The sequence below is a fragment of the Caminicella sporogenes DSM 14501 genome (assembly GCF_900142285.1).
GTDB classification, from domain to species: domain Bacteria; phylum Bacillota; class Clostridia; order Peptostreptococcales; family Caminicellaceae; genus Caminicella; species Caminicella sporogenes.
Genome location: NZ_FRAJ01000003.1, coordinates 369,216 through 382,518, shown reverse-complemented (window position 1 = coordinate 382,518; position 13,303 = coordinate 369,216). Strand labels below are relative to the sequence as shown.

General features: G+C 26.1%; 13 protein-coding genes and 1 tRNA gene. 10 read left to right on the top strand and 4 right to left on the bottom strand.

The features are described from left to right. Positions 1 to 45: 45 nt before the first annotated feature. On the top strand, positions 46 to 1,116 hold the full coding sequence (orr, locus tag BUA90_RS02000) for an ornithine racemase Orr (RefSeq protein WP_072965701.1): 1,071 nt from the start codon (positions 46 to 48) through the stop codon (positions 1,114 to 1,116). Positions 1,117 to 1,132: 16 nt separating this feature from the next. Here the strand turns inward: orr and BUA90_RS01995 are convergent, their stop codons facing one another. From BUA90_RS01995 to BUA90_RS01985, 3 genes are all read right to left on the bottom strand, one after another. Next, a complete protein-coding gene (locus tag BUA90_RS01995) occupies positions 1,133 to 1,939 on the bottom strand; it encodes a hypothetical protein (protein ID WP_072965700.1) in 807 nt (268 codons plus the stop codon). A 130-nt stretch (positions 1,940 to 2,069) separates the two neighbouring features. After that, positions 2,070 to 2,801 carry a CsxC family protein gene (locus BUA90_RS01990; RefSeq protein ID WP_072965699.1) on the bottom strand — a complete coding sequence of 244 codons (732 nt, stop codon included), beginning with the start codon at positions 2,799 to 2,801 and terminating at the stop codon, positions 2,070 to 2,072. Between the two features lie 317 nt (positions 2,802 to 3,118). After that, positions 3,119 to 3,205, bottom strand: a tRNA-Leu gene (locus tag BUA90_RS01985). Between the two features lie 151 nt (positions 3,206 to 3,356). Between BUA90_RS01985 and BUA90_RS01980 the strand changes: the two genes are divergently transcribed. From BUA90_RS01980 to BUA90_RS01940, 9 genes are all read left to right on the top strand, one after another. Beyond that, positions 3,357 to 4,313, top strand: a complete 957-nt coding sequence (locus tag BUA90_RS01980; protein ID WP_072965698.1) for a metal-dependent hydrolase — start codon at positions 3,357 to 3,359, stop codon at positions 4,311 to 4,313. A 155-nt stretch (positions 4,314 to 4,468) separates the two neighbouring features. Next, positions 4,469 to 5,056 carry an RNA polymerase sigma factor gene (locus tag BUA90_RS01975; RefSeq protein WP_072965697.1) on the top strand — a complete coding sequence of 196 codons (588 nt, stop codon included), beginning with the start codon at positions 4,469 to 4,471 and terminating at the stop codon, positions 5,054 to 5,056. A 28-nt stretch (positions 5,057 to 5,084) separates the two neighbouring features. Continuing rightward, entirely contained in the window at positions 5,085 to 6,362 is a 1,278-nt protein-coding gene (locus BUA90_RS01970) for a DUF4349 domain-containing protein (protein ID WP_072965696.1), read from the top strand. Positions 6,363 to 6,377: 15 nt separating this feature from the next. Continuing rightward, positions 6,378 to 7,121, top strand: a complete 744-nt coding sequence (locus BUA90_RS01965) for an SIMPL domain-containing protein (protein WP_072965695.1) — start codon at positions 6,378 to 6,380, stop codon at positions 7,119 to 7,121. Between the two features lie 119 nt (positions 7,122 to 7,240). Continuing rightward, positions 7,241 to 9,928 (top strand): DNA polymerase I, encoded by a 2,688-nt coding sequence (gene polA, locus BUA90_RS01960; protein ID WP_072965694.1) that lies wholly within the window; start codon positions 7,241 to 7,243, stop codon positions 9,926 to 9,928. Positions 9,929 to 9,941: 13 nt separating this feature from the next. Further along, complete coding sequence (coaE, locus tag BUA90_RS01955; protein ID WP_072965760.1) at positions 9,942 to 10,544, top strand: dephospho-CoA kinase; 603 nt, start codon at positions 9,942 to 9,944, stop codon at positions 10,542 to 10,544. Further along, complete coding sequence (locus BUA90_RS01950; RefSeq protein WP_242945015.1) at positions 10,545 to 11,120, top strand: lytic transglycosylase domain-containing protein; 576 nt, start codon at positions 10,545 to 10,547, stop codon at positions 11,118 to 11,120. Positions 11,121 to 11,234: 114 nt separating this feature from the next. Beyond that, positions 11,235 to 12,272: a nicotinate phosphoribosyltransferase gene (locus BUA90_RS01945; RefSeq protein WP_072965693.1), complete on the top strand. Its 1,038-nt coding sequence runs from the start codon at positions 11,235 to 11,237 to the stop codon at positions 12,270 to 12,272. A gap of 135 nt (positions 12,273 to 12,407) precedes the next feature. After that, positions 12,408 to 12,962, top strand: coding sequence for a lytic transglycosylase domain-containing protein (locus BUA90_RS01940; RefSeq protein WP_072965692.1), 555 nt, complete (start codon positions 12,408 to 12,410; stop codon positions 12,960 to 12,962). 29 nt (positions 12,963 to 12,991) lie between these two features. On the opposite strand, the gene BUA90_RS12675 is transcribed toward BUA90_RS01940, so the two are convergent. After that, positions 12,992 to 13,123, bottom strand: a complete 132-nt coding sequence (locus BUA90_RS12675; protein ID WP_278301710.1) for a hypothetical protein — start codon at positions 13,121 to 13,123, stop codon at positions 12,992 to 12,994. Between the last annotated feature and the right edge of the window lie 180 nt (positions 13,124 to 13,303).

Below are 13,303 nucleotides of genomic sequence, written 5' to 3'. Positions count from 1 at the left end.
TATCCGGCTTTAAAAACTTTGAAAATATATATGGAGGGAAAAAATATGTCAAAATGTCCAAGACTTGAAATAGAATTGAGCAAGATAAGACATAATACAAAGACGCTTGTAAAGTTGTGTAATAAGCATGGAATAGATTTAGCAGGAGTAACAAAAGTTTTTTGTGCTATTCCAGAAGTAGCACAGGTTATGGTTGAAAATGGAGTAAAGATTTTAGCTGATTCAAGAATTGAAAATTTAAAAAAAGTTAAAAATATAAATTGTCCTAAAATGTTGTTAAGATTACCAATGATTAGTCAGGTTCATGAAGTTGTAAAATATGCTGATATAAGTCTTAATTCTGAAATCAAAACTATTGAAAAATTATCTGAAGAAGCATTAAAACTTGGAAAAGTTCATAATATTATATTAATGTTAGATTTAGGAGATTTAAGAGAAGGCGTTTGGGCAGATATTAATAATGTAGAAGAAATTGTAGAAAAAATTTTAAAATTAAAAGGTGTAAAATTAATTGGAATAGGAACTAATTTAACATGTTATGGAGGAGTTATTCCAAGTAAAGAGAATTTAGGCAAATTACAAGAAATAGCTGAAAAAATAAGTAAAAAATTTGATATTGAATTAAAAATTATTTCTGGAGGCAATTCGAGTAGCATACATCTAGTACAGAAGAATGAAATGCCTATGAGAATAAATAATTTAAGATTGGGTGAATCTATAGTTTTAGGTAGGGAAACAGCTTATGGTAATATAATAGAAAATACTTATCAAGATGCATTTAAGTTGGTTGCAGAAGTCATAGAATTAAAGGAAAAGCCTTCAGTGCCTATTGGAGAAATAGGAATGGATGCATTTGGTAATAAACCGACATTTGAAGATAAAGGTATTAGAAAGAGAGCTATATTGGCTATAGGTAGACAGGATGTCAATCCAGATAATTTAATTCCTGTAGATGAAAAAATAGAAATACTTGGTGCGAGCAGTGATCATCTAATTGTAGATGTTACAGATAGTGAGAAAAAATATAAAGTCGGAGATGAAATTATATTTAATTTAGAATATGGTGGGCTGCTTCAATTAGCTACATCTGAATATGTATATAAAAATATAAAATAAACAGTCATTTGGCTGTTTATTTTATATTTAGAAGATAATATAGTAAAAAGATTATTAAAATCTTGTTTTTTTTGAATTTTTTATTTTGTAGAAGTATAAATTTTTGAGTATTATTTATATTATTTTTATTAGATAAATTATTATCTAAATTTTGGTCAGAGAAATTAGTATATTCTTCATTTAACATTTTATTATCAAAATTATTATTGTCAAAAGATTTGTCAATTTTATAATTATTAGTATTAATATTTATATATTGATTTTGTAATATATTAATTTGTAAAATTAAATTTATGATGTTATAAATATTTTTTTTATCATCACCTATTAGAAACTTATCAAGTATTTTAGAAAATACAGGTTCGCAGTATATTTCGTTAAGATTGTTTTTATAATTGACGTCAAGATTTATATTAGTTTCTATATTTATATCGAATGGTATATATATAATCAAGCTTTTAAGTGAATTTTTACATTGTGAAATAGTGTTTTTTTGAGTATATGTTATTATTTTTTTAATTTTTCCTTTAATATTTAATATGTTTACTTTTTCAAAAAAAGTTATTTTTTCTATTATTAAGTTGTTTTTTATGGATAAAATTTGGTCAATGCTGTTGAAAAATTTAATAACTTTAGAAATACAAATATTGATATTTTTTTTTGAAATTATAATTGGTATTTTAGAGATTATATTTTTTTCAAGAAATTCTATTTCTGTTGGAGAATTTATACAATTTTTTATGACATGACTATGAATTAAATATGAATTTTGTAATAAACTATTATTTTTTATTTTGTTAGTATCATTACCTCCTTCGTTCAATGTAATCAAACCTTTCTTTAAGAGTATAGTTATAAATTTAAAATAGTATTTACGTTAAAGAAATAAAACTACAAATAGAGTATCTAATTTTTTAGATACTCTATTTGTAAATTAACTGAGTGATTGATATTTATCCAATGCTTACTTGTCTATCTTGTAATATTTTTACAACAAGGCTAATTACCATTTTTTCTTCAATTTCATTGAAAAATTTTTCTTCAAAAGAACCATTTAAAATAGATTTGCGGTCAATGTATTCATCAAATTCAACTATTCTACTGCTTATTAGTTCACAGTATGGCATTTCATTATAGTATTCAGTACTTATTTGATTATATTCAGACAAATCACTAGATAGCAATTTATCTTTTTCAGCAAAATTAGATGGTAACTCTTGTACTTTAAAGTATTCAAATTCAGTTATTGAAGTAGGAACTATTTCTGCAGGTGAAAAACCGTTGAAAGTTACAGGAGTAGTACATTCAAAAGGTATATCTATTGTACAATGATGAATTTCACCGCATATTCCTTCACATGATTCAAAAGTGCCTATAGTTGAGTAATCAATATTTTTACGAACAAATCCTTTAATGAAAAGTATGTTAGTATTTTCTAGTAAAAGACATTGAGTGATTTTAAGTTTTTTCTTAATATTTTTTATTTCTAGGGCATTTTCTGGAAGTTTTATACGTGCTGAAACATTAAATTGTACTTTAAGTTGTGCTAAAACAACAGGAATTTTAGCTATGACAGCTTCTTCTATTGCTGTTATATCTATAGGGTCATTAATACATGATTCTACTACACCTTCTTTTACAGTTACACATGGATATTGAGTATTATTACCATTTAAATCTATCATATTAAAATCTCTCCTTTTTATTATATTTTTATTATTGAATAAGGGATTTGATTTGTCCCTTTTTCAATAATATATTATGTGGTTGTACAAATTTGGTGATAAAATTTTAATAATAAAAATTTGGGATTATGACAAGGAGAGGTTTTGTTTGATAGAAAAGAAAGACTAAAATCAAAATGGTGATGAAATATATAATCTGACAGATGCTTACCATCTGTTTTTATTAATTTATTTATATTAGTTTTTGTGCGGTATTTATTTTTTTCTTATCGCATATATAAAAAAAGACTAGGCGTTTAAAACCTAGTCTTTTCAACTGGTGCCGAAGGCGGGAGTCGAACCCGCACGGGTTTTACCCCACCGGATTTTGAGTCCGGCGCGTCTGCCAATTCCACCACTTCGGCTCGTGACAAGTAATATATTAACATAAACTTAAATAATATGCAATAGTTTTTTTTACTTTTTATAAAAAACTTTTGCTGGTTTTAGTTGAGAGAGTATACGGTTATATGGTATACTTTAAATAAACAGTATACTAAATGTGGTGGTGAAAAAATGGATCCAGTTACGCATGGAATAATTGGATTAGCTATTTCTGCTTTTAGTGGTAATCATGTTAGTTTAAATAATCCTATAAGTGTAGGATGTGCCATAGGTGCTATGTCTCCAGATATAGATGTTGTGATTAGATTAGTGAAAGATGATTTTTACTATATAAGACATCATAGAGGGTTATCTCATTCTATACCTTCTTTGATAGGATTAAGTTTAATAATAACTTTTGGTTTATCTTTTGTCTATAAAAATTTTTCATTTATGCATGTATTCTTATGGACATTTTTAGGAGCTTTTTCGCATACTTTTTTTGATATACTTAATTCTTATGGTGCTAAGCTCTTTTCGCCTTTTACGGAGAGAAAATTAAGGGCAAATTTGCTAATGCTATATGACCCAGTAATAACTATTTTGTGTTTATTTTTAATATTCAAGAAAAATACAAATTTTACTTTTTATAGTGAAATAGTTTTAATGTTTTTAGCATATATTGGATTCAGATATAGTATGAAAAAAAGAGCAGAAAATATTATTACAAATTATTATAAAAATGGGTATAAGATTAATAAAGTAAATATTTTACCTGCATTGATGGCTTTTCACAAATGGGATTTTATAGTTGAAAGTAACAGTCATAATATAGTAGGACAGGTAAATATATTGAATAAGAAAATAAAAGTAAGAAAAAAATTTAAAAAACCTGATGATGAAATAGTTGAATTGTTTATGGATACAAAAGTTGGCAGATATTTTAGTGAATTTTCTCCTATTTTTCATGTTGTTCATTTTAAAGAAATGGATAAATTGATATTAAAAAGTATTGATTTGAGATATTATTTTAAAAATAATTTTATGCATCATGCAACTGTAATATTTGATGAACATAAAAATATAATAGAGTCTTTTATACATCCATATGATATTAACAAAAAAATATATGTTGCAGAAGAAAGCTAGTCTAAAAATAAAACATCTGCTTTAACGGCAGATGTTTTGTTTTTAAAATATATTTTTAAATTTACTATATGAAAAATAAATAAAAAAATGGAACTGATTAGCTATTTTTTTCGTCTAATAATTGTCTGAAACTTTTTTAGAAGGGAGTGAAACAAGTGTGTAGTAATGAAAAAAAGCTCATTGAAAAAAGCAAAAAAGGAGATGTTGAAAGTTTTGAAAAACTCATTGAAAAATATCAAGTGATAGCATTTAATATAGCATATAGATTAATAGGTAATGTAGAAGATGCTAAAGATGTAACACAAGAAGCTCTTATAAAAGTATACAAATTTTTAAAAAATTTTAAAGGAGAATCAAGTTTTTCAACTTGGTTATATAAAATAGTGATGAATACATGTTTAGATATGATAAGAAAAAATAATAAAATACATACCATTTCTTTAGATAAACCTATAGAAAATAAAAATGGGAATTATAATTTTGAACTAAGTGATAACAAAAATGTACTTGATGAAAAAATTGAGCAAGATGAAAAAATTAAAATAATACAAAGAGCTATAAAAAAACTGCCAGAAAAGTACAGAGTAGTGCTAGTACTTAGAGATTTACAAGATTTTAGTTATAGTGATATAAGCGATATAATTAACTGTCCAGTAGGGACTGTAAAGTCGAGGATAAATAGAGGTCGGATGCAGCTTAAAGAAATACTTAAAGAAGAAATGGAACTTTTTTTAGAAAATTAAGTCTAATAAAAGTGAGAGGAGGGAGAAAATGAATTGTAAGGATGTAAGAGAACAGTTATCTGCATATGTAGATAAATATTTAGATAGAGAAATAGAAGAAGAAGTAAAAAAGCATATAGAAGGATGTCAAAATTGTAGAAAAGAGTATAAAGAATTGATTGAAATTAAAAGAATTTTAGATGATGTACCTATGGTTGAACTTCCTAAAAATTTTAAAGAAGAATTACATGATAAATTAGTTAACTGTTATATGGAAGATAGTAAACAATTAAGAGAAAATAGTAAAATCATGCAATTTAAAGATAGATTAAAATATAAAATCAATTTTAAAATAATATCTACTATTGCAGCTTCATTATTATTAGCTGTTATTTTAGTAGGTGGAATGAAAAATTATATAAATTTTTCACAAAGTCAATTTCAAAAAGAATTTGCTGAGGAAGAAATAATTGAGGGATATGATGATGAAATTAAAGATTTATCTTTAAAACATGAAGGATTTTCGGCCCAAAAAAGAAGTTTAAAGCAGGATTTAAGTCGAAAAGGTGAAAATTATAGTGATGCTATTAATAAAAAAGCATTATTTGATGATACAGGCAGAAAAATTATTTTAAATGGCTATATTAGGTTGAATGTAGAAAATTACGATAAGATTCAAAAAGATATAATGGATTTAATTGTTTCGATGGGTGGATATATAGAAAATTCGCATACTAGTTATAGATTTTACAATGAAGAAAATCCTGAGAAATCTTTAAAATCCGGAAATTTAATAGTCAGAGTACCTGAAAATCAGTTTTACAATGTATTTGATAAAATAAAAAGTATGGGAATTACAGTAGATGAAGGAATAGACTCTACTGATATTACTGAGCAGTATAGAGATACTGTTAGTGAAATAGAAAATTTAAAAGTAAGAGAAAAGCGTTTAAGAGAAATAATGAATAAAGCTAAAAATGTAAAGGAAATTATAGAAGTTGAAAGAGAGCTCAGTAGGGTAAGAGGACAGATTAATAGATATACGGGCAATATAAAAAAATGGGATAGTTTAGTATCGCTTTCAACAATTAAAGTTTTTCTAAATGAAATAGAAGTAAAGGATAAAAATATAAATATTATAGATAAAAATATATGGCAAAAATCCAAAAAAGGTTTTATAAAAACTACTAATTATGTAATAAAAGTACTAGAAAATTTAATAGTGATTTTAATAAGTTTTATACCAATTATAATGATTGTTTTAGTATTGTTTACAATTATTTTATATTTATATAAAAAGTACAAAAAACAAAAAAATAATTTTTAGGAGAGGTGATTAATTATGAAAAGAATATTTTATGGATTTATTATTTTATCGTTAGTAGTAGGATTGTTTGTTTTGGATAGTCATGACCTTTTAATTAAGGAAGTCAATGCAGAGTCCATATCAAATGAAGAAAAAGATTTATTAACTGTTTATGGAATTGGAACTATTAAAGTTAAACCGGATATTGCATATGTTGATGTTGGAGTAGAAACATTTAATGAAAATGCAAGAAAGGCACAGCTTTCTAATGCAGAGATTATGAATAAAGTAGTAGAAGAATTAAAAAAAGCAGGTATAAATAAGGAAGATATTAAAACAAATACTTTTAATATTTATAAGACAGTAAAATATGAAAGTAAAGAAAATCGTATAGAAGGATATAACGTAATAAATATAATTAAAGTTACAGTAAGAGATGTTAAAAAAGTTGGGCAGATAATTGATGCTGCAAATAGAGCAGGGGCAAATAGAATAAGCAATATAAGATTTAGTGTTGCAGATGAAAAAAATTATTATAAAAAAGCATTAAAGTTGGCTATGCAAGATGCAAGTGGAAAAGCTAGTGCGATATTGGATACATTTGGAGCAAAAGCGGATAAACCTTATAGCATAACAGAAGATAGTTATGGAGGAGGAGCAATTTATAGAGAGAGTACTACCACTTATTCAAATGATATGTTAAAGAGTTTTGCAGCAACACCTATTGAAGCTAATGAGCTTGAAATAACAGCAAGAGTTGTGGTTAAATATAAATACTAAGTGAAAAAGTCTCCTGAAAATGGAGACTTTTTTTAATATAAAATAAAAAAATAATTCACTTCATAATTTCAGTTTTTATTGATAAAATATTAGTATTGAAGGTACAAGGAGATGGTAAATTGAGTAAAAGGTTAGTTATTATTGATGGGAACAGTTTAATAAATAGAGCTTTTTATGCTCTACCTGAATTGACAAATAGAGAAGGCATACATACAAATGGTGTTTATGGTTTTTTAAATATGCTTCATAAAATATTAGAAGAATATAAGCCAGACTATTTAAGTGTTGCTTTTGATTTAAAAGCACCTACATTTAGACATATAGAATTTAACGATTATAAAGCACAGAGAAAAAAGATGCCAAATGAATTAGCAGAACAAATACCTATATTAAAAGAAATATTAGATGCTTATAAAATACATAGAACAGAATTAAAAGGTTTTGAAGCAGATGATTTAATTGGAACTATAGCTAAATATTTTGAAATAGAAAATTTTGAAGTGATTATTGTTACTGGAGATAGGGATGCATTACAATTAGTTTCTGAAAATATAAAAGTGTTGATAACTAAAAAAGGTATTACTAATTTAGAAGTTTATGACATAGAAAAAGTAAAAGAGAAATATGGAATAATACCTAAACAGATTGTAGATTTTAAAGGGCTCGTAGGAGATAAATCAGATAATATTCCGGGAGTACCGGGAATAGGAGAAAAAACGGCTTCAAAGTTATTAAACCAATTTATGACTGTGGAAGAAATCATTGAAAATATTGAAAGTATAAAGAGCAAAAGTATAAGAGAAAAAATAGGAAAAAATGTTGATAAAGCTCTTTTAAGTAAAAGATTAGCTACTATAAAAACAGATGTACCTATTGAATTAGATGTTGATGAATTTAAAGTAGTAGAGCCTGATTATGAAAAATTATTAAAACTATTTAAACAATACGATTTTAATACTTTGATAAAAAAAGTAATTCCTCAAAAAAGCATGGATAATAGTAAAATTGAAAGAGAATTAGAAAAATTTAAAGATGTGAAAGTTAAAATTATTGATACACTAGATAGTCTTGATAATTTAATCAGTGGAATAGTAGAAAATAAAAAGATTGCTTTAAAAATTTACAAAGAAGAAGAAAATATTAGAACTGATAATATTATAGGAATTTCTCTTGCAGTTGGTAAAAAGGATATATACTATATAGATTTGCGCAAAAATGCTAAATTGTTAGATGAATTATTTAAAATATTTGAAGATGAAAACATTAAAAAAATAGGTCACGGATTGAAAAATGAAATATTGGCTTTGCTTAGATATGGTATTACTTTAAAAGGAATAGAATTTGATAGTTTTATAGCAGCTTATCTTTTAGCTCCTTCTAAAACTGAATATGATATTGCAAATTTAGCATCTGAATATCTTGGGATAAATATGAAAAGTCAGGAAGAATTATTAGGAAAAGGAAAAAAAGCTAAAAAATTTGTTGATTTGAATATAGATGAATTGGCTGAGTACGGTAAAAATTACTGCATGACTGTTATGGAAGTTGAAGATAAACTTTTAAAAGAACTTGAAAAGTTAGAACTTATAAATTTGTATAGAGAAATCGAAATGCCTCTTATAGAGGTTCTTGCAAATATGGAATATGAAGGTTTTAAAGTAGATAGAGAAACTCTTTCAAAATTGGATGAAGAATTTACAATGCAAATTGAAGGTATAACGCAAAAAATATATGAATTAGCCGATGAAGAGTTTAATATAAATTCTACAAAACAACTTGGAGAAATATTATTTAATAAACTGTGTCTCCCTGTAATAAAAAAGACAAAAACAGGTTATTCTACAAGTCATGATGTACTAGAAAAATTAAAAGATAAACATCCTATAATTTCTTTAATTATAGAATATAGGCAATTAGTCAAATTGAAATCTACTTATGTAGATGGATTGTTTAATCTTATAAATCCAATTACGGGTAAAATACATTCTAGTTTTAATCAAACTGTAACAGTTACAGGTCGCATAAGCAGTACAGAACCTAATATGCAAAATATACCAATTAAACTTGAAATGGGCAGAAGAATAAGAAAGATTTTTGTTGCTTCTGATAGTGAACATTCCTTATTAGATGCCGATTATTCTCAAATAGAATTGCGTGTGTTAGCTCATATGTCAAAAGATGAAAATCTTATAAAGGCATTTAAGGAAGATGAAGATATACATACTTTGACAGCTTCTCAAGTTTTTAATATACCAATTGATGAGGTTACTTCACTTGAAAGGAGTAGAGCTAAAGCTGTAAATTTTGGTATAGTATATGGTATAAGTGATTACGGTCTTTCTGAAAATTTAGGAATATCTATAAAAGAAGCAAAAAAATATATAGATGAATATTTAAAAAAATATCAAGGTGTAAAAAAGTATATGGAGTATAATATAAAAAAAGCAAAGGAACAAGGTTTTGTAACGACTATTTTTAATAGACGCAGATATATTCCAGAATTAAAGTCTAAGAATTTTAAAATAAGGTCATTTGGAGAAAGAACTGCTATGAATACACCTATACAGGGAAGTGCTGCTGATATAATTAAAATTGCTATGGTAAAAGTTTTTAAAGAGTTGAGAGATAGAAATTTAAAGTCAAAACTTATATTACAGGTTCATGATGAATTAATTATAGATGTACATAAAGATGAAATAGATGAAGTGAGGAAAATTTTAAGAGAGAATATGGAAAATGCAGTAAAATTAGATGTACCTTTAAAGGTAGATATGAATATAGGTTATAGTTGGTATGATACTAAGTAAAGGGAGATTAGAAATGAAAGTAATAGGACTTACAGGAGGTATAGCTTCTGGTAAGAGTACAGTATCATCATATTTAAAAGAATTAGGAGCTGTAGTTATTGATGCAGATATAGTTGCTAGAGAAATAGTAGAAAAGGGAAAACCGGCATTAAAGGAAATAGTGAAGTATTTTGGTAAAGAAGTATTAAATGAAGATGGAACATTAAATAGAAAGTACTTAGGAAAAATAGTTTTTAATAATCCAGAAAAATTAAAGATTTTAAATAAGATAACTCATGAGAGGATTATAAAAAACATTAAAGAGAAAATTAAATTTTATGAGCACCTCGGAAAGTATAAAGTAATATTTATTGATGCAGCTTTACTTATAGAAATGAATATGACAGATATGGTTGATGAAGTATGGCTTGTAGCAATTGATAGGGAAAAGCAAATAGAAAGGCTAATGATAAGAGATAAATTAACTTATGATGAGGCATTAAAGAGAATAAATTCTCAAATGTCATTAGAGGAGAAAAAGAAATATGCAGATGTGATAATTGATAATTCAAAGAGTCTTAAAGATTTAAAAATACAAATAGACATATTATGGAATAAAATTTTTGGAGGTGCTTAATTGAAAGTAATTGATTTGAGGAGATATAGGTTGATTTTTATACTATTTATTATCGTTTTATCTTTGCAAATTTTATTAGTTAGTGTAAAGTTTACTCTAAAAATGGTTTATCCATTTCATTATAGGCATTTAATAGAAAAATATTCAAGAGAATACAATCTTGACCCTTTGCTTGTTGCAGCTATAATAAAAGTTGAAAGTAAATTTAATGAAAAGGCAGTATCGATTAAAGGTGCAAAAGGGCTAATGCAGATTTCAAGTATAACTGGGAAATGGGCTTCAGAAGAATTGAAAATAGAAAATTATACTGAAGAGATGTTATTCAACCCAGATATAAATATAAAGATTGGCTGTTGGTATTTAAATTTATTAAATAAACAATTTAATAATAATTTATCTTTAGTTTTAGCTGCGTATAACGGTGGAAGTGGAAATGTAAGTAAATGGCTGAAAGATATTAGATATAGTGAAGATGGAATAAATTTAAAAAATATTCCTTTTGTAGAAACAAAAGGGTATGTAAAAAAAGTTCATAAAAGTTTTAAAATATACAGATATTTATATAAGGATATTTAAAGTGTAATTATTTTTATTATACTACATTGAATAATTTAGTATATTTCGATATAATTAGTGTGAATTTGCAATTATAAATTATATATACTTTAATTCCGAGAAAGGATTGGTCCAATGAAACAAATGAGGAATCTTGAAGATGTGAAAAAATTTGAAATTGAAAAAGATAGAAAATTGCACTGTGCAAATCATGATGAAATTCTTAATGGAGCTACTACAGATATTTATTTTTTAAGAACAATTGATATTCTTAAAAAAATGGGTTTAGATGATAAGATAGTAACTGCAGAAATATTTCCTAGGAAATCAGGTATATTTGTAGGTATTGAAGAAGTCAAAAATATTTTAAAGGGAAAAAATGTTGAAATGTGGGCTATTGATGAAGGTCAGCAGTTTGAAGCAAAGGAAACTGTTATAAGGATAAGAGGACCTTACAAAGAATTTGGAATTTATGAGACACCTATTTTGGGAGCACTAGCAAGTGCATGTGGTTGGGCAACTGCAGCTAGAGAAATAAGAGAAGCTTGTGGAGAAAAAACTTTTCTCTGTTTTGGAGCAAGACATGTTCATCCAGCGGTAGCTCCTGTTATGGAAAGAGCTGCAGTTATAGGCGGAGCTAATGGAGCTAGTTGTATTTTGGCTGCAAAACTTTTAGATATTGAGCCATCTGGGACACTCCCACATGCTGCTATGCTTATTGCAGGAGATACAGCAGAGATTGCTAAAACTTATGATGAAGTAATGCCTGAGTCGCATAAGAGAATAGTATTAGTAGATACATTTAAAGATGAAGTAGAAGAAAGCCTTAGAATTGCAAAGCTTTTAGGAGATAGATTATATGGAATAAGAGTTGATACTCCAAGTGAAAGAGGTGGAGTAACTCCTGGTTTGATAAGAGAACTTAGATATAGACTTGATATGGAAGGATATAATCATGTTAAAATTATAGTTTCAGGTGGATTAACTCCTGAAAAGATTAAAATTCTTTCAGAGGCTGGTGCAGATGCATTTGGTGTAGGAAGTTATATTTCTGCAGCATCACCTATTGATATGACTATGGATATAAAAGAAGTTGAAGGAGTGCCAGTTGCTAAAAGAGGTAGAATACCGGGGATAATTGAAAATCCAAAACTAAAACTCGTTAAATTGTAAAATGAAAGGTAGAGAATTATATTCTCTATTTTTCTATTATTTTAAAATTCAAACTGTTCTGAAAATTACTAATATAATCTAAAAGGTTTATAGTTAAATTTGAAATATTTTTGAAATTGAAAGGATGTTTTAAGTATGAACCGTCTTTCTGTAGATTATATTTTAAGACAAAAAATTAATGAAATTCAAAGCAGAGTTCCTGTTAAAATTATGAATTCAGAAAGAGATTTTAAAACTTTGTTACAAACAGAAATCAATAAAGAAAAAATGATGTATAGTTCTGAAAATCTTGGCAATTTAAAAAATGTTATTGATGAGATAGTAAATGAAAAAGCAAGAAAATATAACATTAATCCTAATCTTATAAAGTCGATAATAAAATTTGAATCTAATTATAATCCAATGGCTATATCGAATAAAGGAGCACAAGGATTTATGCAATTAATGCCTCAAACTGCAAAAAAGCTTGGTATAGACAATCCTTGGGATTTGCATGAAAATATAGAAGGTGGAATAAAGTTTCTAAAAGATATGTTAAACAGATATGATGGAAATATAAAATTGGCATTAGCTGCTTATAATGCAGGGCCAGGAAATGTCGATAAATTTAATGGTATACCTCCATTTAAAGAAACTCAAAATTATGTTAGAAAAGTAATTGAGTATAAAAATAAATTAGATAGAAAATAAACCCATGTATTTAAACATGAGTTTTTTTTCTATAACCTATTTTTAAATTTAGTTATAATCATCAAAATTGCTTCTTCCAATTTTAATTTATTTTCATTATTGAGTTTTTCATATAGTTTTTTTAATTCTTCAAGGTCTTGAATAAAATTGTTGGTAGCCATATTATTTCCTCCCATATTTCTGAAAATTCTGTGTTTAATATATTAGAGTTTATTATAATTATATATCTAATTTAATATATATTCAATAGATTTTATGCAATTATTAATATTTTCTTAAATTTTAGAATTTTTATAATAGAAATATTTAGATTTTTGAGAAAAAGGTTCACTTTCAAAATA